This is a genomic window from Pseudomonas sp. RL_5y_Pfl2_69 (assembly GCF_963970465.1).
Taxonomy (GTDB): Bacteria; Pseudomonadota; Gammaproteobacteria; order Pseudomonadales; family Pseudomonadaceae; genus Aquipseudomonas.
In genome coordinates this window covers 187,026-209,511 of record NZ_CAXAOU010000008.1, presented here as the reverse complement: position 1 = coordinate 209,511, position 22,486 = coordinate 187,026, and the positions used below count along the sequence as shown (strand labels likewise).

Sequence of the window (22,486 nt, the reverse complement as noted above, 5' to 3'; positions counted from 1 at the left end):
TTTTTGTAGGGGGGCTTTCTGCGAGCCAAATAAAGATTAACAAAGATAACTAAAAAAAGAAGCTGAGATTGTTATTGGCTTCAAAATGAGATTTAAGGTGTTTAAAACGGGCTTTTAGCCCGTATCTGTCAGTGATTATCAAAACTAGATAAGAAACATAATGTTCGATTATCGGTCATTTATGATTGACGTTGCTTTGACTTGTTTCCATTCTCTGGCTCAGGAAACGCCAAGAGAGCGTTCTGGTTCTGTCAAAAACAACAATAAATGGACATTCAATATGCATACGCTCAACCAAGGCGCCCTGCGCTTGTTCCCGCTTTCGTGCATTGCCCTGTGCCTGTTCAGCACCCCGGTTTGGGCCCAGGGATTTATCGAAGACAGTCACGGCACCCTGACCTTGCGCAACTACTACATGGACCGTGATTACAAGGACGGTGGCGCCAAGACCGCCGCGCGGGAATGGGCCCAGGGCTTCATTGCCAACATGGAGTCGGGCTTTACCGAGGGTACGGTCGGTTTCGGGCTGGATGTGCGTGGTCTGCTGGGGGTCAAGCTGGACTCTTCGCCTGACCGCAGCGGCACCGAACTGCTGCCGGTCAATAGCGACAAACAGGCTGCGGATGAGTACTCGCGACTGGCCTTCACCGGCAAGCTGCGTTTTAGCCAGACCACGCTCAAGACCGGTGATGTTTCGATTTTTCTGCCGTTTGCCTTTGCCAGCCCGTCGCGGCTATTGCCCCAGACCTTTCGCGGGACCACCGTCAGCTCCAAAGAAATTGACGGCCTGACCTTCAACACCGGTTATATCGACGCGATCAACAAACGTGACTCCACCAACTACCAGGCCATGACCATCGCGTCCCCCAATGGCCGATTCAAGGGCTCGGCTGAAACCTCGCACCTGGCTTACGGCGGTGGTGATTATCAGGTCAACAAGAACCTGAGCGTGCGCGCCTACCATGTCGAGGTGGCGGATTTGTACAAGCAAAGCACCCTGGCATTGCTGCACGACCTGCCCCTGGGGGATGGCGTGCTGACCACCGACCTGCGCAGTTTTTTCAGTGATGAGGCGGGCAGTGCCAAAGCAGGCAAGGTCGACAACATCAACGCATCGGCGTTGTTGGGTTATCGGCTGGGTGGGCATCGTTTAAGTGTGGGCTACATGCACTCCAGAGGTGATACGGCGACGCCTTACATCTCGGGTACAGAGTTGATGGGCATGAGCGAAATGACCATGAGCTCGGACTTTCTCAATGCCAAGGAGCGCACCTGGCAGGCCATTTACGACTACGACTTCACGGCGGTGGGGGTGGTGGGATTGAAAGGGCGGTTGCGTTATGTGCGCGGTGACAATATCGAATTGGCGTCCTTGAATGCGGATGATCGCAAGGAGCGCGAGTTTCAGATGGAGCTGGGGTACGTGATCCAGAGCGGGCCGCTGAAAAACCTGGGTCTTTTGGCGAGGAAGTCTATTTACCGCAACGACTTCCCGACAGGTGCGGCCTTTCGCGATGAAAACCAGACCCGCTTTCTGGCCATCTATACCTTGCCGATCTGGTAGGGGCGGTTTTGCGACCGCTGCGCGCTCGAACGTAGCCTCGTTCTACTCGTCAGCGACTACAACACGGAGATGGTGGTGAATCTGTAGTCGCTGACGAGCCATGCGAGGCTGCGTCCGGCTGCGAAGCAGTCGTGAAACCGGCTAGCACGGTTAATCAGGTATTGCGCGTGTTGCGGATTTGCGACCGCTGCGCGCTCGATCGCAGCCTCGTACTACTCGTCAGCGACTACAACACGGAGATGGTGGCGAATCTGTAGTCGCTGACGAGCCGTGCGAGGCTGCGTCCGGCTGCGAAGCAGTCGTGAAACCGGCTTGCACGGTTAATCAGGCACTGCGCGTGTTGAGGATTTGCGACCGCTGCGCGCTCGATCGCAGCCTCGTACTACTCGTCAGCGACTACAACACGGAGATGGTGGCGAATCTGTAGTCGCTGACGAGCCGTGCGAGGCTGCGTCCGGCTGCGAAGCAGTCGTGAAGTCAGCTTTCACGGTTTATCAGGCACTGCGCGTGTTGAGGATTTGCGACCGCTGCGCGCTCGATCGCAGCCTCGTACTACTCGTCAGCGACTACAACACGGAGATGGTGGCGAATCTGTAGTCGCTGACGAGCCATGCGAGGCTGCGTCTGGCTGCGAAGCAGTCGTGAAACCAGCTAGCGCGGTTAATCAGGCACTGCGCGTGTTGCGGATTTGCGACCGCTGCGCGCTCGAACGTAGCCTCGTTCTACTCGTCAACTGCTACGCAGTGGCTACAGCCCCGGCCTACTCCTGATACACCTTTTTCAGCAGGCGCAGCAGTTCTTCACGCTCGGCGCTATCCAGCGCCGAGGTCGCGTCGATGTCGCTTTGGGCAGCGATGGCCTTGAGCTCTTTGAGCAGGGCTTCCCCGGTCTTGCTCAGGAAGATGCCGTAGGAGCGCTTGTCGGGTTTGCAACGAACCCGTACCGCCAACGCCCGACTCTCCAGTTTGTTCAGCAATGGCACCACTTGCGGGGGCTCAATCGCCAGCGCACGGGCCAGGTCTGCCTGCATCAGGCCGGGATGCTGGTCAATGATCGCCATTGCCGAAAACTGCGCCGGGCGCAGGTCATGGGCCGACAGTCGGCTGATCAGGTTCTGGAACAGCTTTAACTGGGCGCGACGCATGGCATAGCCGATCAGTTCGTCCAGCGCGGTGTCCAGGGGGGGCTGTACGTCCGGGCTTTCAGGCAGGGCCTCTTGGGCGACGACAGGGGTGGCTGACTTGGCCATAAATAGAGGGTCCTTGCTCGAATGAAGTTAATAAACCTATCTAGTTTGCCGCGGTTGAAGGTTGATAGCCACCGCTGCGTTATTTTACGTGCGGTTGCCGCCAAAAAATTTGGTTAATTTAATTAATGGTTAATTGACATAACTAATTTTGCCGGTTAGTTTTTACTCATCTTCAAGCGAACAACAAGAGAGCAATCGCTATGAGCCAATACGAAGGCCGCTGGAAAACCGTCAAAGTCGAAATCGAAGACAGCATCGCCTGGGTGATTCTCAATCGTCCGGAAAAACGCAATGCCATGAGCCCGACCCTGAACCGTGAAATGATCGACGTGCTGGAAACCCTCGAGCAGGACCCGCAGGCAGGCGTGTTGGTGTTGACCGGTGCGGGCGATGCCTGGACGGCGGGCATGGACTTGAAAGAGTACTTTCGCGAAGTGGACGCCGGTCCCGAGATTCTTCAGGAGAAAATCCGCCGTGAAGCGTCGCAGTGGCAATGGAAGTTGCTGCGCATGTACGCCAAGCCAACGATTGCCATGGTCAATGGCTGGTGCTTTGGTGGCGGCTTCAGCCCGCTGGTGGCGTGCGACCTGGCCATCTGCGCCGACGAGGCTACGTTTGGCCTGTCGGAGATCAACTGGGGCATTCCACCGGGCAACCTGGTCAGCAAGGCAATGGCAGACACCGTAGGCCACCGCCAGTCGCTGTACTACATCATGACCGGCAAGACCTTCGACGGGCGTAAAGCCGCCGAGATGGGCCTGGTCAATGAGAGCGTGCCGCTGGCGCAGCTGCGTGAAGTCACCATTGAACTGGCGCGCAACCTGCTGGAGAAAAACCCGGTTGTTCTGCGTGCGGCCAAGCATGGCTTCAAGCGCTGCCGCGAGCTGACCTGGGAGCAGAACGAAGATTACCTGTACGCCAAGCTTGACCAGTCGAGACTGCTGGACACCGAAGGCGGGCGTGAGCAGGGCATGAAGCAATTCCTCGATGACAAGAGCATCAAGCCAGGCCTGCAAGCCTACAAGCGCTAATCTCGCTGTTCAGGGTGCGCCGGTCGCACCCTGTAAATGAATTCCCGATAACGACAATAAAGAGGAATCACAATGTTGGACGTGCCCCTGCTCATCGGCGGAAAGTCGTGCCCGGCCCGTGATGGCCGAACGTTCGAGCGCTGCAACCCGGTGACGGGTGAGGTGGTGTCACGCGTGGCCGCCGCCACTCTGGAAGATGCCGATGCCGCAGTTGCCGCGGCTCAGGCTGCTTTTCCTGCCTGGGCCGCGCTGGCGCCCAATGAACGACGTACGCGGCTGCTCGCTGCTGCCGAGTTGATGCAGGCACGGGCGAGCGAGTTTATCGAGGCGGCGGGTGAAACCGGGGCCATGGCCAACTGGTATGGGTTCAACGTCAAGCTGGCGGCCGGCATGCTTCGTGAGGCCGCTTCCATGACCACCCAGATCAACGGCGAAGTGATCCCTTCCGATGTGCCCGGCAGTTTTGCGATGGCCTTGCGTCAACCCTGTGGCGTGATCCTGGGCATCGCGCCCTGGAATGCCCCGGTGATTCTTGCCACCCGTGCGCTGGCCATGCCGCTGGCGTGCGGCAACACCGTGGTGCTCAAGGCTTCCGAGCTGAGCCCGGCCGTTCACCGGTTGATTGGCCAGGTGTTGCAGGATGCTGGACTGGGCGATGGCGTGGTCAACGTCATCAGCAATGCTCCGGCAGATGCACCGGCGATTGTGGAGCGACTGATCGCCAATCCGGCGGTGCGCCGGGTCAACTTTACCGGCTCAACCCACGTGGGGCGCATTGTTGCCGAACTGGCAGCCCGTCACCTCAAACCGGCCCTTCTGGAGCTGGGGGGCAAGGCGCCGTTTCTGGTGCTGGACGACGCTGACCTTGACGCCGCAGTCGACGCCGCAGCCTTTGGCGCTTACTTCAATCAGGGCCAGATCTGCATGTCCACCGAGCGGCTGATCGTGGACAACAAGGTAGCTGATGCCTTTATCGACAAGCTGGCAACCAAGGTGGCCACCTTGCGCGCCGGTCATCCCCAGGCGGACGACTCGGTACTCGGCTCGCTGGTGGACGCCAGCGCCGGTGTGCGGATCAAGGCACTGATCGACGATGCGGTCGGCAAAGGCGCGCGGCTGGTGGTGGGTGGTCAGGTCGAGGGCAGCATCATGCAACCGGCGTTGCTCGATGGCGTGACCCCGAGCATGCGCCTGTACCGCGAAGAGTCCTTTGGCCCGGTTGCCGTGCTGCTGCGCGGGGACGGCGATGAGGCCTTGCTGAGCCTGGCCAACGATTCGGAGTTCGGGTTGTCGGCGGCTATTTTCAGTCGGGACACCGGGCGTGCCCTGGCACTGGCCCAGCGGGTCGAATCGGGCATTTGCCATATCAACGGCCCGACGGTCCACGATGAAGCGCAAATGCCTTTTGGCGGGGTCAAGTCCAGCGGCTACGGCAGTTTTGGCGGCAAGGCGTCGATCGAGCAATTCACCCAGTTGCGCTGGATCACCTTGCAGAACGGGCCGCGCCACTACCCGATCTGATCGTCTGCACAAGGCATAACAATAACAAGGAGCCATGCCTGCGCCATGCCGCTTAAGTGTCGGACGGGCAGCGCATGCCTTGATGGAGGAGCATGACGTGAGTTTCGAATTCAATTCCCCGGCCAAGTCCCCTACACCGACGCCACGTTATCGCGAGGTGGCCATCGGTCACCCGGCGGTCGAAGTGCTGGAGGTCGGCGGCATCTTGCACATGCGCTCCCTGGAAACCCTGGAGCCGATGCCCGAACGCTTGCTTGATCGCCTGGTGCACTGGGCGCAGATCAGGCCCGGGCACACTTTTATCGCTGCACGGGACGCTGATGGCCAATGGCGTCGCATCAGCTATGCCCAGATGCTGGAAGACGTTCGCGCCATTGCGCAAAGCCTGCTGGCCTATGGCCTGGGGGCAGAGCGTCCGCTGGCGATCCTGTCGGGCAACGATATTGAGCATTTGCAGATGGCGTTGGGGGCGATGTATGCCGGTATTCCTTACTGCCCTGTTTCCCCTGCCTATTCGTTGCTGTCCCAGGATTTTGCCAAGTTGCGCCATGTCTGCGACCTGTTGCAGCCGGGCCTGATCTTTGTCAGTGACGCGGCGGTCTATCAGCGTGCCGTGGACGCGGTATTGCCCGCAGACACGCCATTGGTAGCGGTACGCGGCGAGATGGCGGGGCGGCCCCAGGTGAGCTTTGCCAGTTTGCTGGAGCAACCGGGCGGCGCCGAGGCCCAGGCTGCGTTCATGGCGTCAGGCCCGGACAGCATCGCCAAATTTCTCTTCACTTCAGGCTCGACCAAGCTGCCCAAAGCGGTGATTACCACCCAGCGCATGCTCTGTGCCAATCAACAAATGCTGTTGCAGACCTTTCCGGTATTTGCCGAAGAACCTCCGGTGCTGGTGGACTGGCTGCCCTGGAACCACACGTTTGGCGGCAGTCATAACCTCGGGATCGTCCTGTACAACGGCGGTACGCTGTACCTGGATGGCGGTAAACCAACGGCTCAGGGCTTTGCCGAAACCCTGCGCAATCTCAAGGAAATCTCGCCAACTGCCTACCTCACCGTGCCTAAAGGCTGGGAAGAACTGGTCACGGCGCTGGAAACCGACAGCGAGTTGCGCGAGCGTTTTTTTGCCCGCATCAAACTGTTCTTTTTCGCCGCCGCAGGCCTTTCGCAAAGTATCTGGGACCGCCTCGACCGGGTTGCCGAGCAACACTGTGGCGAACGCATCCGCATGATGGCCGGGCTGGGCATGACCGAGGCTTCGCCTTCATGCACCTTCACCACCGGGCCGTTGTCGATGGCCGGTTACATCGGTCTGCCGGCGCCGGGCTGTGAGGTCCGTCTGGTACCGGTGGATGGCAAGCTGGAAGGGCGCTTTCGCGGCCCGCACATCATGCCCGGTTACTGGCGCGCCCCCGAGCAGAGTGCCGAGGCGTTTGACGATGAAGGTTTTTACCGCTCCGGTGACGCCATCAAGCTGGCCGATCCTTGCAACCCGCAATGGGGGTTGATGTTCGACGGGCGGCTGGCCGAGGACTTCAAATTGTCATCCGGGGTGTTTGTCAGTGTGGGGCCGCTGCGTAACCGGGCCGTGCTCGAAGGTTCGCCCTATGTTCAGGATCTGGTGATCGCAGCGCCGGATCGCGAATGCCTTGGTGCGTTGGTATTTGCCCGGCTGTACGAGTGCCGACAGTTATCGGGCTTGCCTGCCGACGCCAGCGACGCGCAGGTGTTGGCCAGTGAACCGGTGCGCCAGTGGTTTGCTGACTGGTTGCAGCGGCTCAATCTTCAGGCCAGTGGCAATGCCAGTCGCCTGGAATGGATCGCGCTGCAGGATGAGGCCGCGTCGATCGATCGCGGTGAAATCACCGACAAGGGTTCGATCAATCAGCGTGCAGTGCTGCAATGGCGAGCGGCGCATGTGGAAGCGCTTTATCGCGGGCAGGCGCCTTCGATCCTGCGTGCTGGCAAGCCGTCGTGAGCCCTGGGGGGCAGTACTCGGCATTCACCGATGTCGCCATTCTTGAGGCGGTTCGTACCCCGTGGGTCGACCTGGGCGGGGCATTGGCCCAGGTTTCACCGATCGACATGGGGATCAAGGTCGCCCGTGAGGTACTGGCCCGTGCCGGGCTGGACGGGGGGGCAGTGGACTCGGTACTGGCGGGTTCAATGGCCCAGGCCAGCTTCGATGCGTACATGTTGCCGCGTCATATCGGCCTCTACAGCGGTGTGGCACAACAGGTGCCTGCCCTGGCGGTGCAGCGTATTTGCGCCACAGGGTTTGAACTGTTGCGCCAGGCTGCCGGGCAGTTGCATGACGGCATGGAACTGGCGCTGTGCGTGGGCACGGAGTCCATGTCCCGCAACCCGATTGCCGCCTACACCCATCGCGGTGGATTCCGCCTGGGGGCGCCGGTCGAGTTCAAGGATTTTCTCTGGGAAGCACTGTACGACCCGGCTCCCGGTGTGGACATGATTGCCACGGCGGAAAACCTGGCCACGGAGTACGGCCTGAGCCGTGAGGCCGTGGACGGCTATGCCCTCAATAGTCACCAGCAGGCACTTCACGCCCAGGCCAGCGGCTGGCTGGGGGATGAAATCGTCACCCTGCGCAATGAAGTGTTTGAGCTGGAAGGCTACCAGCCGCGGGGTATCAGCCTGCCGCGTCGATGTGAGTCGGTCAGCCTCGACAGCCATCCGCGATCCACCGACGCCGCGGCCCTGGCCAGACTGGGGGCCATTCACCCGGGGGGTGTGCAGACGGCGGGTAACAGTTGCGCAGTGGTGGATGGCGCTGCTGCCGCGCTGGTCGCCCGTGCATCGGCGGGGCAGCCGGCCCTGGCCAATTTACTGGCGACGGCGGTGGTCGGTGTTGCGCCACAACGGATGGGTATCGGCCCGGTGCCTGCGATCCAGTTGTTGCTCAAACGCAGCGGTTTGGCGCTGGACGCGATTGATCTGTTTGAAATCAACGAGGCGCAGGGCGCACAGGTTCTGGCGGTGGCACAGGCACTGGAACTGGACCGGCAAAAGCTCAATTGCCGTGGCGGCTCCATTGCCCTGGGGCATCCCCTGGCCGCCACCGGCCTGCGCCTGGTGCTGACCCTGGCCCGGCAACTGCGCGAGCAGAATCTGCGTTATGGCATTGCCGCGGCGTGCGTCGGGGGTGGCCAGGGCATGGCGGTACTGATCGAGAATCCGCATTTTTCAACGATTTGAGGTTTTCCCATGTGGCAATACCAGGCGCCGCTGCGCGACATGCAATTTGTGATTGAACACTGGCTTGAGGCCCCACGGGCCTGGGCGCAAACAGAGCGCTTCCAGGACCTCGATCTGGCGCTGGCCCGCCAGGTGCTTGAAGAAGCCGGGCGGTTCAGCGCCCAGGTGCTTGCGCCGATCAACAGCAGTGGCGACCGCCAGGGATGTAGTTTCGACGCGGGCCGGGTGACGACGCCCGCCGGATTTGTCGAGGCGTATCGTGCCTACACCGAAGGCGGCTGGTCAGCCCTGGCGTGCGATGAGGCCTACGGCGGGCAGGGCTTGCCGCAGCTGCTCGACGCGGCGCTGCAGGAAATGCTCTATGCCAGCAATCATGGCTGGGCCATGTACACCGGCATCGCCCATGGTGCCTACCTGTGCCTCAAGGCCCATGCCCCGCAGTGGATCAAGGCGCGTTATTTGCCGCAGATTGTCAGCGGTGAAGTCTTGCCCACCATGTGCCTGACCGAGCCGCAGGCAGGCAGCGACGTCGGCCTGCTGCGCTGCCGTGCCGAACCGCAAGACGACGGCAGTTATCGTGTCAGTGGCAGCAAGCTGTTTATCTCTGGCGGCGAACACGACCTGAGCGCAAATATCCTGCATCTGGTGTTGGCGCGACTGCCCGGTGCGCCTGCTGGCAGCCGGGGCATTTCGCTGTTTCTGGTGCCCAAGCTGCTGGACCATCATCAGGTCAACACCGTGCGTTGCGACGGTATCGAACACAAAATGGGGATCAAGGGCAGCGCGACCTGTTCGCTGGTGTTCGAGCAGGCACACGGCTGGCTGATTGGCGAGGCCAATCGCGGCCTGGCGGCGATGTTCGTGATGATGAACTCGGCGCGGCTGCACGTGGGTCTGCAGGGGCTGGGACACGCCGAAGCGGCGTGGCAGAACGCTCGCGACTATGCCCTGGAACGCAAGCAGATGCGTGCGCCGGTGCGGCCTGTCGGGGTCAGTGCCGATGCCGCCGACCCGATCCATTTTCACCCGGCCATGCGCCGCACCTTGCTGGAGTTGCGCGCCTGCACCGAGGGGATGCGGGCCGTGGGCTATTGGGTGGCGCATCTGCTCGATGAGGCTGAGCACCAAGAGAGCCCGGCCGAGCGACAGCGCGCCCTGCAACTGGCAGAACTGCTGACGCCCGTGATCAAGGCGTTTTTCACCGACCAGGGGTTTCGCCAGGCCAGCAACGCTTTGCAGGTGTTCGGCGGTTACGGCTATGTCAGCGAGTTCGCGATCGAGCAAACTCTGCGCGACAGCCGGATCGCGATGATTTATGAGGGGAGCAACGAGATCCAGGCCAATGACTTGCTGTTGCGCAAAGTGCTGGGCGATGACGGCCGGGCGTTTGCCGAGTTGCTGGCGGTGATGCGCCAGGAGTCCGCGCTGGCCCTGGAGGCCTCGGAGTGTGCCGGTTTTGGCACTGAGCTGGAGCGACTGTGCGACAAGCTTGAAGCGGTGGTGGGCGCAGTTCGTGAGCGCGCTGGCGAGGAGGTCGAGTATCCCTATCGGGTTGCCGGGGACTTTTTGCGGTTGTGCGGGGTGGCTCTGCTGGGGTTTGCCTGGGTACGAGGGGCGCGGGTGTCCCGTTTGCTGCCCGACAGCGACCCTGTACGCGCCGGCAAGCTACAAACTGCGCAGTTCTTTTTTGCCTATGTATTGCCAGAAGCCGACTACCGAATCGCCTCCATTCGTGGCGCACAGGCGAGCCTGGCGTTTGTCGAGTGATACCCAGAAAACACTGCTTCAGTGGATCCAATAAATCGATTTTCAAGTGACTAATACGGGGTTCGTGGCCAGGCAGGGTTTCTGGCTACGAGATTGGTCGATAATCGAACGCTAAAGTGTAGAGGGTCTTTGTAATGCAACGTATTGTATTTAAAGGAAAAAATTAATATCCCTGCGCCGGTTTCAGGATCTGAGGGCCGGGGTTCTTGAGATTGTGACAATCCCTCATATTGCCTGTGGATCCATTAACGGGTTGACTAGCGCCCTGGCGATGGCTGGATTCCTTCCTGACCGTCGCCCATAAAAATTACAAAAAAAAGGGTCTCGTCATGAAAGGCTTATCCAGAGCACAGAACTGTCAGGGTTCTGTCCGCTTTATGTCTGCGCGCACTGCCGTGTTTTGCGTTTGCCTTGCCCGGGTCGCTTGCGACAGGCAGGTGCAATGATGGATATCGATCTGAAAGCTCGCGTGGATAACGGTCCGATGGTGCGGTTTCAATGGCTCGCCATCGGGATCTGCATCGTGTTGAACATGATCGATGGCTTTGATGTGCTGGTGATGGCGTTCACGGCGGCTTCAGTGTCGGCCGAGTGGGGCCTGAGCGGGGCGCAAATCGGCATGTTGCTCAGTGCCGGGCTGTTTGGCATGGCGGCGGGTTCACTGTTTCTCGCCCCCTGGGCAGACCGCATCGGTCGACGCCCATTGATCCTGTTGTGCCTGGTGGTCAGCGGCACGGGCATGCTGCTGTCGGCGTTGAGCCAGACACCGGTGCAGTTGGCGCTGCTGCGCGGGCTTACGGGGCTGGGGATTGGCGGGATTCTGGCCAGCAGCAACGTGATTGCCAGCGAGTACGCCAGCAAGCGCTGGCGCGGCCTGGCAGTGAGCCTGCAATCCACCGGCTATGCCCTGGGCGCCACCCTGGGCGGTTTGCTGGCAGTCTGGTTGTTGACCCATTGGGGCTGGCGTTCAGTGTTTGTCTTCGGCGGGGTTGTGACCTTTGCGGTGATCCCGCTGGTGTTGCTGTGGCTGCCCGAGTCGCTGGACTTTTTGCTGGCGCGCCGCCCGGCCACGGCCTTGCAACGTATCAATAGCCTGGCCCGACGCCTGGGGCAGCCAGCCTTGAGCCAGATGCCTGCTGCGGTGGTGAGTCCGGCGGGTGCCAGTACCGGCCTGACCAAGCTTCTGGCGCCCGCCATGCGCCGCACCACGCTGCTGATCTGGCTGTTGTTCTTCCTTGTGATGTTCGGCTTTTACTTTGTGATGAGCTGGACGCCAAAACTGCTGGTGTCGGCCGGGCTTTCGGCGCAACAGGGCATTACCGGCGGCGTGCTGTTGAGCGTGGGCGGGATCTTTGGTGCGGCGCTGATCGGCGGCCTGTCATCGCGCTGGCCGCTGACCCGGGTGCTGTCGCTGTTCATGCTGATTACCGCGGGCTTGCTGGTGCTGTTTGTCGGCTCGGGGTCTTCGGTCATGGCCGCGCTTGGGCTTGGATTGCTGATCGGGCTGTTTTCCAATGGCTGCGTTGCCGGGCTCTATGCATTGTCGCCAGTGGTGTATGACGCATCCGTACGAGCGACGGGCGTGGGCTGGGGGATCGGCATTGGGCGTATCGGCGCGATCCTGTCGCCCATTGTGGCCGGTTTTCTGCTGGATGCCGGCTGGCAGCCCCTGCACCTGTATGGCGTGTTTGCCATCGTGTTCGTGATCGCGGCCGGTTGCTTGCTGCTGCTCAAGCCGTCGACTTCGCAGGCACAACCGGCGCTGGCCCAGGCCTGATTCAACCTTCTGATCAATGCCCGGCCTGGCCGGGCGCATACCCTTATCTATCTGTCTGGGCGGGCTGTATTAGCTGCGGGGAGCGGCTGCGCCCAACAATCGGAGAACAATAATAATGAAGATGCTTGCAGGTTTGCTGTCGTTGTCGGTGTGTGCCTCGGCAATGGCCCAGGATGAAGGTTTTTTTGACGGCGCGAAGGCCGATTTGATGCTGCGCAACTACTACTTCAATCGTGATTTTCGTGACCACAGCGCCGGCAAAAGTAAGGTGGATGAATGGGCGCAGGGCTTTATTCTGAAATTCAGCTCCGGTTACACCCCGGGGCCTGTGGGTTTTGGCCTGGAAGGGATTGCCATGCTTGGGGTCAAGCTCGACAGCAGTCGCGTGGCCAGTGGTTCCGAACTGCTGCCGGTGAACAGCGATGGTCGCGCGGCCGATAACTTTGGCCGGGCAGGGCTGGCGGCCAAGGCGCGTTTTTCGGAAACGGAAGTGAAGGTTGGCGAATTGCTGCCGGATGTTCCGGTGTTGCGCTACGACGATGGGCGACTGCTGCCGCAGACCTTCCGTGGCGCCATGCTGGTGTCCAGGGAGATTGAAGGCCTGGGGCTGCAGGCGGGGCAATACCGGGCCGTGAGCCTGCGCAACTCTTCGGACATGCAGGATCTGGCGGCGTGGGCTGCGCCGGGCGTGACCTCCGACCGATTCAACTATGCGGGGGCTGAGTACCGTTTCAATGAGCAGCGTACCCAAGTGGGGGCGTGGCATTCGCAGTTGGCGGATATCTATCAGCAAAGCTATTTCAATCTGCTGCACAAACAGCCGGTGGGTGACTGGGTGCTGGGCGCCAATCTGGGTTATTTCATCGACAAGGACGATGGCAGCGCGCGTATCGGTCGGGTCAGCAGCCGCACGGCGTATGGATTGTTCTCCGCGGCTACGGGCGGGCACACGTTGTACCTGGGGTTGCAGCGGGTCAGCGGGGACAGCGGCTGGATGTCGGTGTATGGCAGCAGCGGGCGCACGCTGGGCAACGACATGTTCAACGGTAACTTCAGCAATGCCGACGAGCGCTCCTGGCAAGCGCGTTACGACTACAACTTTGCCGCGCTTGGGGTGCCTGGATTGCTGGCGATGGTTCGCTATGGTCATGGCGACAACGCCACCACCAAACAGGGGACTAACGGCAAGGAATGGGAGCGCGATACCGAGGTTGGCTATACGTTCCAGAGCGGCACGCTGAAGAACCTCAGCTTGCGCGTCAACAACGCCACCAACCGTCGCAGCTTCAACAGCGACTTCGACCAGACCCGTGTGATCGTGAGTTATCCGTTGTCGATGTAGGGGGGGCTGCGATGAAGGTCGTGCGGTGTGTCTGCTGAACCGCGTCGATACTATCGCGAGCAAGCCCGCTCCCACAGGGGGGATGTGCCAGGCAGTAGATTCTGAGAATGGCGCACTGCTTGTGGGAGCTGGCTTGCCTGCGATGCAGGCCGTGCGGTGTGTCTGTCGAACCGCGTGGATACCATCGCGAGCAAGCCCGCTCCCACAAGGAGGTGTGCCAGGCAGGAGATGCTGAGGGATGTGCGCGCCGCTCAGTCTCTAAAGCCGCTCATGCGTTACTATGGCCGCTCACGTTTTCTGGATGCTGCCTGGATGAGCAAACCCGGTCAATTGGTGCTGATTGCACTGCGCAAGATGATTGCCTCTGGCGAGCTTGCCGCTGGCGAACGCCTCATGGAAATTCCCACTGCCGAGTTGTTCGGCGTCTCCCGCATGCCGGTACGCATGGCCTTTCGCACGCTTGAGCAGGAAGGCTTGCTGGTGCGTTTCGGCGGGCGCGGTTTTCAGGTGCGTTCGGTCAGTGCCAATGACATCGCGGGTGCGGTGGAGGTGCGCGGGGTGCTCGAAGGCCTGGCGGCACGTTTGACGGCCGAACGCGGGCTGTCGGGAGAGGCACGGGCCGCCCTGGAGTTGTGCCTGTTGCAAGGGGATGAGCTGTTCGATAAAGGCTTCGTCACCGAGGACGATCTTGAGGTCTATCACGATCTCAATATGCGCTTTCATCAGGTTATCGTTGAGGGCAGTCACAACCCGGCCATTGCCGATGCCCTGGCACGCAATGATCATTTGCCGTTTGCTTCCGTGACGGCGCTGGCGGTTGATCGCAAGGACATGGCCCGTGAATACCGGCGCTTCAACTATGCCCATATGCAGCATCATTCGGTGTTCGATGCGCTGGTCAGTCGCCAGGGTGCCCGCGCCGAAGCGATCATGCGCGAGCACGCCAACGCGACGTTGCGCTATGCCGAAATCTTCGGCTCGGCCACTGCCAATGAGCGGATGAAAGTGATCCACCGCTCCGATTGAAGTTCAGATATCCAGCACCAGCATGGGCGATTTCGAGCGCGAACAGCACGGAGTGAACTGATCGTTGCAAGCCTGCTCCTCTTCGGTGAGGAACATGTCGCGATGATCCGGAACGCCTTCCAGCACGCGGGTCAGGCACGTGCCGCATACCCCTTGCTCGCATGACATGGGTATATCGATGCCGTGACTTTCCAGGACCTGGACCACGGTTTTGTCCGCTGGAATATCGAAGACCTGGCCGGTGCTGCCCACCTTGACCGAAAAGCTGCCGTCGTTGCTGCTGTCAACCGGGGCGGCGGCGAAGTACTCACGGTGCAGGGCGTGCTCCTGCCAGTCTTGAGCGCGCGCACTGTCCAGAACATGCTGCATGAAGCCACCCGGGCCGCACACGTACAAATGGGTGCCGGGCTGCGGGCTGGCCAGCACCTGGGCTGCATTCAGGGCGGTCTCTGGCTGCTCGTCGAAGTGCATGAACACCCGGTCGGCAAAAGGCGAGTTGCGCAGGCGCTCGACAAAGGCCGCCCGCTCGCTGGACCGGGCGCAGTAATGCAGTTCGAAATCTGCGCCGCTGTGGGCCAGGCGCTCCGCCATGCACAAAATCGGGGTGATCCCTATGCCCCCTGCAAACAGCAAGCTGCGGCGGGCTTCGTGGACCAGCGGGAACAGGTTGCGCGGTTCACTGATGCGCAGGCTATCGCCACGCTTGATCTGTTCATGCAGGCTTTGCGAGCCGCCCCGTGACGCCGGATCCCTGAGCACGCCAATCAGGTAGCGATGCTGTTCATCAGGATGGTTGCACAGGGAGTATTGGCGGATCAGTCCGCCGGGCAGGTGCACATCAATGTGCGAACCGGCACTGAAGGCGGGCAGGGCGCTGCCATCGGCGCTGGCCAGCTCATAGGTGCAAATGCCCTGTGCTTCGTTGTTGCGAGATACCACCACCACATCAATCATGCTGCTTCCTCAAAGCGTTGCCATTGAGGGGGCTGGCCCACGTGCGCTCGCCCCCGTCCGGGAATTACTGCGCAGTGGCGATCAGGTGTGGCTCGGGTGTGCGTTCGCTGGCGATGATGCGGTCCAGGACGCGGCGTGACTGCACGCCGCCCGAGTCGATGTTGAGCTTGAGCAATGCGCGTTGCGGGTGGTCCAGCAGGTTTTGTTGCTGTTGTTCGAGCATCTCCAGGTCTTCGCTGAAAATCTTGCCCTGGCCCTCGCGGATGGTCGCGGTGAGCGCCTGATCCTGAGGGTTGAAGTTGCGTGCCATCCCCCAGAAGTACCAGATCGAGGTGTCTGTTTCAGGGGTGATGAAATCGACCACGATGCTCGATGCCTTGAACTCGGGGGCTGCGTGGTAGCCGCCTTTGCCCGCGTGAGCGACCCCGACTTCGATCAAGACGTGGCTGGGTGGCGAGAAGCGGCAGATCTGCCAGCGGTCCACCGGCACATCGTCGGCCAGATTATTGCCGCGCAAGGCCATGCGCCAGAACGGCGGGGCCATGATGTTTTCCATGTGCCGCGCCGTGACGACTTCGTTGCCTTCAACCGTGGTGGTCGGGGCGACTTCGTCGATTTCCTTCTGGCCAATGCTGGAGGCGTGTACGTAGGTTTCGTGGGTCAGGTCCATCAGGTTGTCGATCATCAGGCGATAGTCGCAACCGATATGAAACAGGCCGCCGCCATAGGCCCATTCATCGCTCACCGCCCACTCCAGGTGGTGGATCAATGCAGGGTCGGCTTGATCCTGATCGCCGGGCCATACCCAGATAAAGCCGTAGCGTTCGACCACGGCATAGGTTTTGTTGCACGGGAAACCGCGTACCCGCTGTCCGGGCATCTCGACGGTTTTGCCGTCGCAGCCCATGACCAGTCCGTGATAGCCGCACACCAGGTTGCCGTTCTCGACATAACCCAGTGACAGGGGAGCACCGCGATGCGGGCAAAAGTTCTCGACAGCGGCGACCTTGTTTTCGTGGCCGCGATAAAAAACCATTTTCTCGCCGCAAATCTGCCGGCCCAAAGGCTTGTCGGTGATTTCATCGGGGGTGCATGCGACGTACCAGGTGTTTTTTGGGTACATGACCAATCTCCAGATCAGGTGTTATTGCTCTTATGGATCCATTAGGCGGCATTGGGATCTTTCAAGTCAATTTCACGCGGGAGTATTATTGGGTTTGAATGGGGGTTTTGGCGATTATCGAACACAATATGCAAAGATGAGCGATAGTAGTGGATCCATTAAATAAATATGCAGGGAGTGCCGATGTTCATCAACAGCTCCCCGAGAAGGCTATAAACTACCGTCTGCGTGGTTCTGGCTCGAAGGGTCTGCAAGGGCGGTCGTGTCATGGGCTTGTTAGATCATCGATAGCGAGTAGTGCATTCTTTAAATGACCAACCCCACTTCTACCTCCAATGCCACCTGGCAGCCGGTCATCGCGCTGGCGCTGGCCGCCTTTGTGTTCAACACCACGGAATTTGTGCCTGTGGGGTTGTTGAGTGCGATTGGCGGCAGCTTTGATCTGTCCACTGCCAAGGTCGGACTGATGCTGACCATCTATGCGTGGGTGGTTTCGCTGGCATCGCTGCCGATCATGCTGCTGACCCGCAACGTCGAGCGCCGCAAGTTGTTGCTCGTGCTGTTCGGGCTGTTTATCGCCAGTCATGTGCTGTCGAGCCTGGCGGCCAACTTCGGCATTTTATTGTTAAGCCGGATCGGGGTAGCGTTGTCTCATGCCCTGTTCTGGTCCATTACGGCGTCACTGGCGGTGAGGCTGGCGCCAGAAGGCAAGGAGGTGCAAGCCTTGGGGCTGTTGGCGACGGGTACGTCGCTGGCGATGGTCATGGGTGTGCCGTTGGGTCGCTTGCTGGGTGAGGCGATGGGCTGGCGCACTACCTTTATCGTGATTGCGGTGCTTGCCGCAGTGCTGGTGTTTTGGCTGGCCAGGACTTTGCCGTTGTTGCCAAGCCAGAACTCGGGTTCCCTCAGAAGCCTGCCGGTGTTGTTCAAGCGACCTGCGCTGGTGGCGGTCTATGTGCTGACGGCGGTGGTGATCACGGCACAGTTCACTGCCTACAGTTACGTCGAGCCCTTTGTGCAGGGTGTGGCCGGCATGAGTGGCAGTACCGTTACCCTGATTCTGCTGCTGTTCGGCGGTGCGGGGATTATCGGTTCCCTTTGCTTCAGCTGGTTCCACAAGTACAGCCCGCAGGCTTTCCTGTTGATCGCTGTAGGCCTGATCGCGCTGAGCCTGCTGTTGCTGTTGCCGGCCAGCAACTGGATTGAATCCCTGGGTGTGTTGAGCATTATCTGGGGGATGGCGATCATGGGGTTTGGTTTGGCGATGCAGTCCAGGGTTCTGACACTGGCGCCCGATGCGACGGATGTGGCGATGGCCATGTTCTCGGGTATTTACAACATCGGGATCGGCGGGGGTGCGCTGCTGGGCAGTTCGGTGGGCAGCCATTTCGGCTTTGCCTGGATCGGGCTGGCGGGGGGTTCGCTGGCGGGGCTGGCATTGGTGTTCTACGCCTGGACCATGTACCGGCTAAATCGCAGCGCCGCACAGGCCTGAAAAACCGGGGTTCTGGCGCAATGCCAGAGCCCCGGAAGGTATTACACGGCGCTCAGATGCTCGTACAGAATCGTGGCGCCCACGATGATCAACACCACGCCGCCCACGATCTCCGCACGCTTGCCGACGAGGCTGCCCAGCGCCCGGCCAAGCATGGTGCCGATAATGACCATGGTCATGGTGGCCAGGCCGATGGCAGCAGCAGCCACCAGGATATTGACGTCCACAAAAGCCAGGCCAACGCCTACCGCCAGCGCATCGATGCTGGTGGCGATGGCCGTGACCACCAGAATCCAGAAAGAGTGTTGCGACGGTTTGTCTTCGGGCTCGTCTTCATCGGGTTTTACGCCGTTGTAGATCATGTACAGGCCCAGACCCAGCAGCAGGGTGAAGGCGATCCAGTGGTCCCACTGAGTGACGTAGCTGCTGGCCGCCTGACCGATGGCCCAGCCGATCACAGGCGTAATGGCTTCGATCACACCAAAGATCAGACCGGTGCGCAGGGCTTCGCTGAAACGGGGTTTGTGCAGGCTTGAGCCTTTGCCAATGGCGGCGGCAAAAGCGTCGGTGGACATGGCGAAAGCCAGGAGAATCAGGGCAATTGGGTTCAATTCAGTCATCCAGCCGGGCTTGAGACAACGACATAGCACTGCGCGCCCGACTTCAGCACAGGTATGACGTTGGTCTCGCAAATCCGTATTGATGCCATGGCCACGGCAGGTTGCCGAGAATGTTGACCAGAGCGCCGCCACGCAAGTGACGGCCAGCTACTCCCCAAAGAGGGGCGCAGAATAACAGCAAATGATGCAATTAAGGGAAAAGGCTAAATTTATCGTAGGATTCTTCGTTTATAAGATCGCCTGAAAACCGTAGTCAGCTCCCGCAGGGGGGCATTCAGGCCGACGTGCTGACCATCGACCCCGAGCCACTGCTGCCTTGGGCTGTCAGTGCCTGCAGCAATGCGGCCGTGGCCGCTTGCAGCGCCGCAGTGGTAGCCGTCACTTGTGCCTGGGCCCCGGCAACGGCAGCGGCCTTGGCGTCCGGGCTCTGGTCACTGGCCTGAATGCTTTGCAGTGCCTGCATCTGCTGCTGGAGCTGTTTTTGCAGCTGCGCGATTTGTTTTTTCAGCTGCTTGACCGTGTCTGAACTGTCGTCACTGCTGTCTGGCGCAGGTGCCGCATTGGCGCCCCTGGACGCTCGGGGCTTGACCTGTTCGGTGGCCGTGGCGCTGGCGTCACTCACGGCGCTGCTGTCCGGCGCCTTGCTGGATGCAGTGCTGGCCACGCTCTGGATATTCAGGCTGGATGCCAAGGGGTTGATGCTGCCGACCATGTCGATTCGTCCTTTAAACCTTATGCCATTCAAGTCCATCGGCAGGGCCCGCCAGTGCTTTAGGCCGTGGCGCGAAATAAGCCGGATCACAGGTCATATGCTTATTCCCTAACGGTATTTAAATTAAATTTCTTATACCTATAAAGTCATACCCCTGCGTACAGGTCGACCAATCGACGCGCCGCACGAAATGAACCAACACGGGACCTCCGTGAGTTTCTGATCGATCAGCGCGCCATTGGGTGTGCTCTGCGTGGGAGTGATTTATGTCTGCACCGTCTGCCTCTGCGATTGCTGTAAGCATCGCCCCTCAGTCTTTTGAGATCCGCCCGTTCAGCGGTGCCGTGGGTGCCGAAATCATCGGGCTTGATCTGGCGTTGCCGGTCAATGACCAGGATTTTGCGCGCATTCACCGCGCGCATTTGGAGCATCACGTGGTGGTGTTCCGCGATCAGCGCATTACCCCGCAGCAACAAATCGCCTTCAGTCGCCGTTTTGGCATTTTGCAGATCCATGTGCTCAAGCAGTTTCTGCTGACCGGCCACCCGGAAATTCTGATCGTCTCCAATATTATCGAGAACGGCCAATCCATCGGGCTGGGGGATGCGGGCAAGTTCTGGCACTCCGATCTTTCCTATAAAGAGCTGCCGAGCCTGGGCTCGATGCTGCATGCCCAGGAGCTGCCAAGCGAAGGCGGCGATACGCTGTTCGCCGACATGCACAAAGCCTGGGACGGCCTGCCGCAAGCCTTGCGCAGCGCCGTGGAGGGCCGCTCGGCCGCGCATTCGTATACGGCGCGCTACAGCGAAACCAAATTTGAAGGCAACTGGCGCCCGACCCTGACCCCGGAGCAACTGGCTCAGGTCAGCGAGGTGGTGCATCCGGTGGTACGGACTCACCCGGAAAACGGCCGCAAGGCCCTGTTTGTCAGCGAGGGGTTCACGACCCGCATCGTGGGCCTGCCCGAGGATGAAAGCCGCCAGTTACTGGAGGAGCTATACGCCCACAGCGTGCGGCCTGAAAACATCTACCGCCATCAATGGCAGCCCCATGACCTGGTGTTCTGGGATAACCGTTCGCTGATCCATCTCGCTGCCGGATGCCCAAGCCATCTGCGGCGCAAGCTCTATCGCACCACCATTCAGGGCAATGCCCCTTACTGATCGTCCCTATTTCAAGGAGCATAACCATGCCCAAATCATTCAAAACCGTCGCTGCCAGTGTAGGCCTGGGCTTGAGTCTGCTTGCCGGCAGCCTGGTCGCACCTACCGTGGCCCATGCCGAAGGCGAGATCCGTATCGCCGAACAGTTCGGCATTGTCTACCTGCTGCTCAACGTGGTGCGCGATCAAAACCTGATCGAGAAACACGGCAAGGAGGAGGGCATCGACATCAAGGTCGACTGGACTCAATTGTCCGGCGGAGCGGCGGTCAACGATGCCTTGCTTTCCGGTTCCATTGACATTGCCGGCGCCGGGGTTGGCCCGCTGCTGACTATCTGGGACCGCACCCACGGCAAGCAGAACGTCAAGGCCGTGGCATCGCTGGGCAACTTTCCGTACTACCTGCTGAGCAATAACCCGAACGTCAAAACCATTGCCGACTTCTCCGAGAAGGACCGCATTGCCGTGCCTGCTGTGGGTGTTTCCGTGCAGTCACGCTTTTTGCAATACGCGGCTGCCAAGCAATGGGGCGACAAGGAATTCAACCGGCTGGACAAGTACACCATCGCCGTTCCCCATCCTGATGCCACGGCTGCGCTGATTGCCGGTGGTACAGAGCTGAGCGGGCATTTTTCCAACCCGCCGTTCCAGGATCAGGCGCTGAAAAACCCCAACGTACACGTGGTGCTCAATACCTACGACTTGCTCGGCCCCAACTCACCGACCGTGCTGTTTGCCACCGAGAAGTTCCGTAACGACAACCCTAAAACCTACAAGGCCTTTGTCGAGGCGTTGACCGAGGCGGCCGAGTTTGCCCAGAACGACAAGGCTGCTGCCGCTGACACATACATTCGCGTAACCAAGTCCAAAGTCGATCGCGACGAGTTGCTGAAGATCATCGACACCCCGGAGTACGAGTTCAGCGTGACGCCGAAAAACACTTACCCACTGGCTGAGTTTCTGTACCGCGTTGGCGCGATCAAAAACAAACCCGACTCCTGGAAAGATTACTTCTTCCAGGACGCCAAACCGCTGCAGGGGAGCTGACAGCCATGAATGCCTCCGTGCAAGGCCACACGGCCAGCCACTTGAACGCAACAGGGCCCGCCCTGTTGTCGGTCGATCAGGTAAGCCTTGAGTACCGCACGCCGCAACGTGTGGTGAGGGCGACCCACCAGGTCAGTTTTGAAATCGATCCGGCGGACCGTTTTATCCTGCTTGGCCCTTCGGGCTGCGGCAAGTCGACGTTGCTCAAGGCAGTCGCCGGGTTTCACACACCCTGTGAGGGGCAGATCCGCCTCCAGGGCCAGGCCGTCACCGCACCGGGGCCGGACCGTATGGTGGTGTTCCAGGAGTTCGATCAGCTGCCGCCCTGGAAGACGGTCAAGCAAAACGTGATGTTCCCTTTGCTGGCCTCCAAAACCCTGCCACGGCGCGAAGCCGAGGAACGGGCACTGCATTATCTGGACAAGGTCGGCCTGGCAGCGTTTGCCGATGCTTATCCGCACACCTTGTCCGGTGGCATGAAGGCCCGCGTGGCGATCGCCCGGGCCTTGGCGATGCAGCCGAAAATCCTGTTGATGGACGAGCCCTTTGCCGCACTCGACGCCCTGACCCGACGCAAGATGCAGGAAGAGTTGCTGCTGCTCTGGGAGGAGGTGCGCTTTACCTTGCTGTTTGTCACCCACTCCATCGAGGAGGCGCTGGTGGTGGGCAACCGGATCTTGCTGCTGTCGCCACACCCCGGGCGTGTGCGGGCTGAAATCAACAGCCATCAGTACGATCTGCACAGCCTGGGTGGTACGGGGTTCCAGCACACGGCGCGGCGCATTCATCGGCTGCTGTTCGATGAAACCGATGCAGGCACTGACGAACAACCCCTGAATTTCGCTGATATCCGTATCGCTTATTGAGCCGTGGAGGA

The 22,486-nt window shown here is 60.3% G+C and carries 18 protein-coding genes; 13 read left to right on the top strand and 5 right to left on the bottom strand.

Annotation, left to right across the window (positions count from 1 at the left end):
- Positions 1–280: 280 nt before the first annotated feature.
- Entirely contained in the window at positions 281–1,564 is a 1,284-nt protein-coding gene (locus AACY07_RS15640) for an OprD family porin (protein ID WP_339475860.1), read from the top strand.
- Positions 1,565–2,324: 760 nt separating this feature from the next.
- Here AACY07_RS15640 and AACY07_RS15635 read toward each other — a convergent pair.
- Positions 2,325–2,813, bottom strand: coding sequence for a MarR family winged helix-turn-helix transcriptional regulator (locus tag AACY07_RS15635; RefSeq protein WP_322149472.1), 489 nt, complete (start codon positions 2,811–2,813; stop codon positions 2,325–2,327).
- 200 nt (positions 2,814–3,013) lie between these two features.
- Between AACY07_RS15635 and AACY07_RS15630 the strand changes: the two genes are divergently transcribed.
- From AACY07_RS15630 to AACY07_RS15595, 8 genes are all read left to right on the top strand, one after another.
- Positions 3,014–3,844, top strand: a complete 831-nt coding sequence (locus AACY07_RS15630) for a p-hydroxycinnamoyl CoA hydratase/lyase (RefSeq protein ID WP_019822412.1) — start codon at positions 3,014–3,016, stop codon at positions 3,842–3,844.
- Between the two features lie 72 nt (positions 3,845–3,916).
- On the top strand, positions 3,917–5,365 hold the full coding sequence (locus tag AACY07_RS15625; protein ID WP_339475858.1) for an aldehyde dehydrogenase: 1,449 nt from the start codon (positions 3,917–3,919) through the stop codon (positions 5,363–5,365).
- Between the two features lie 97 nt (positions 5,366–5,462).
- Positions 5,463–7,346 (top strand): feruloyl-CoA synthase, encoded by a 1,884-nt coding sequence (locus AACY07_RS15620; protein ID WP_445261386.1) that lies wholly within the window; start codon positions 5,463–5,465, stop codon positions 7,344–7,346.
- Positions 7,343–8,584: a thiolase family protein gene (locus tag AACY07_RS15615; protein ID WP_219262721.1), complete on the top strand. Its 1,242-nt coding sequence runs from the start codon at positions 7,343–7,345 to the stop codon at positions 8,582–8,584. The genes AACY07_RS15620 and AACY07_RS15615 overlap by 4 nt, the downstream gene beginning before the upstream one ends.
- 9 nt (positions 8,585–8,593) lie before the next feature.
- Positions 8,594–10,351, top strand: coding sequence for an acyl-CoA dehydrogenase (locus tag AACY07_RS15610; protein WP_339475855.1), 1,758 nt, complete (start codon positions 8,594–8,596; stop codon positions 10,349–10,351).
- A gap of 445 nt (positions 10,352–10,796) precedes the next feature.
- Entirely contained in the window at positions 10,797–12,128 is a 1,332-nt protein-coding gene (locus AACY07_RS15605) for an MFS transporter (protein WP_339475854.1), read from the top strand.
- A gap of 115 nt (positions 12,129–12,243) precedes the next feature.
- Positions 12,244–13,470, top strand: coding sequence for an OprD family porin (locus AACY07_RS15600; protein ID WP_339475852.1), 1,227 nt, complete (start codon positions 12,244–12,246; stop codon positions 13,468–13,470).
- 312 nt (positions 13,471–13,782) lie between these two features.
- Positions 13,783–14,496 (top strand): GntR family transcriptional regulator, encoded by a 714-nt coding sequence (locus tag AACY07_RS15595; RefSeq protein WP_133078537.1) that lies wholly within the window; start codon positions 13,783–13,785, stop codon positions 14,494–14,496.
- Between the two features lie 3 nt (positions 14,497–14,499).
- On the opposite strand, the gene AACY07_RS15590 is transcribed toward AACY07_RS15595, so the two are convergent.
- The gene (locus tag AACY07_RS15590; protein ID WP_339475851.1) at positions 14,500–15,450 is read right to left on the bottom strand and encodes a PDR/VanB family oxidoreductase; all 951 of its coding nucleotides are present in this window, start codon (positions 15,448–15,450) and stop codon (positions 14,500–14,502) included.
- Positions 15,451–15,514: 64 nt separating this feature from the next.
- Positions 15,515–16,573 carry an aromatic ring-hydroxylating oxygenase subunit alpha gene (locus tag AACY07_RS15585; RefSeq protein WP_133078539.1) on the bottom strand — a complete coding sequence of 353 codons (1,059 nt, stop codon included), beginning with the start codon at positions 16,571–16,573 and terminating at the stop codon, positions 15,515–15,517.
- 310 nt (positions 16,574–16,883) lie between these two features.
- On the opposite strand from AACY07_RS15585, the gene AACY07_RS15580 reads away from it, so the two are divergent.
- Positions 16,884–18,068: a sugar transporter gene (locus tag AACY07_RS15580; RefSeq protein ID WP_133078540.1), complete on the top strand. Its 1,185-nt coding sequence runs from the start codon at positions 16,884–16,886 to the stop codon at positions 18,066–18,068.
- Between the two features lie 41 nt (positions 18,069–18,109).
- Here the strand turns inward: AACY07_RS15580 and mntP are convergent, their stop codons facing one another.
- Together mntP and AACY07_RS15570 are read right to left on the bottom strand one after the other, a co-directional pair.
- Positions 18,110–18,679 carry a manganese efflux pump MntP gene (gene mntP / locus AACY07_RS15575; protein ID WP_339475932.1) on the bottom strand — a complete coding sequence of 190 codons (570 nt, stop codon included), beginning with the start codon at positions 18,677–18,679 and terminating at the stop codon, positions 18,110–18,112.
- 283 nt (positions 18,680–18,962) lie between these two features.
- Entirely contained in the window at positions 18,963–19,400 is a 438-nt protein-coding gene (locus AACY07_RS15570) for a hypothetical protein (RefSeq protein WP_339475849.1), read from the bottom strand.
- A gap of 266 nt (positions 19,401–19,666) precedes the next feature.
- On the opposite strand from AACY07_RS15570, the gene AACY07_RS15565 reads away from it, so the two are divergent.
- The 3 genes from AACY07_RS15565 to AACY07_RS15555 are packed head-to-tail and all read left to right on the top strand — an operon-like array spanning position 19,667 to position 22,475.
- Positions 19,667–20,563, top strand: coding sequence for a TauD/TfdA dioxygenase family protein (locus tag AACY07_RS15565; protein WP_339475847.1), 897 nt, complete (start codon positions 19,667–19,669; stop codon positions 20,561–20,563).
- A 26-nt stretch (positions 20,564–20,589) separates the two neighbouring features.
- On the top strand, positions 20,590–21,609 hold the full coding sequence (locus tag AACY07_RS15560; protein WP_133078543.1) for an ABC transporter substrate-binding protein: 1,020 nt from the start codon (positions 20,590–20,592) through the stop codon (positions 21,607–21,609).
- A 5-nt stretch (positions 21,610–21,614) separates the two neighbouring features.
- Positions 21,615–22,475 carry an ABC transporter ATP-binding protein gene (locus tag AACY07_RS15555; protein WP_019822430.1) on the top strand — a complete coding sequence of 287 codons (861 nt, stop codon included), beginning with the start codon at positions 21,615–21,617 and terminating at the stop codon, positions 22,473–22,475.
- The last annotated feature ends 11 nt before the right edge of the window (positions 22,476–22,486 follow it).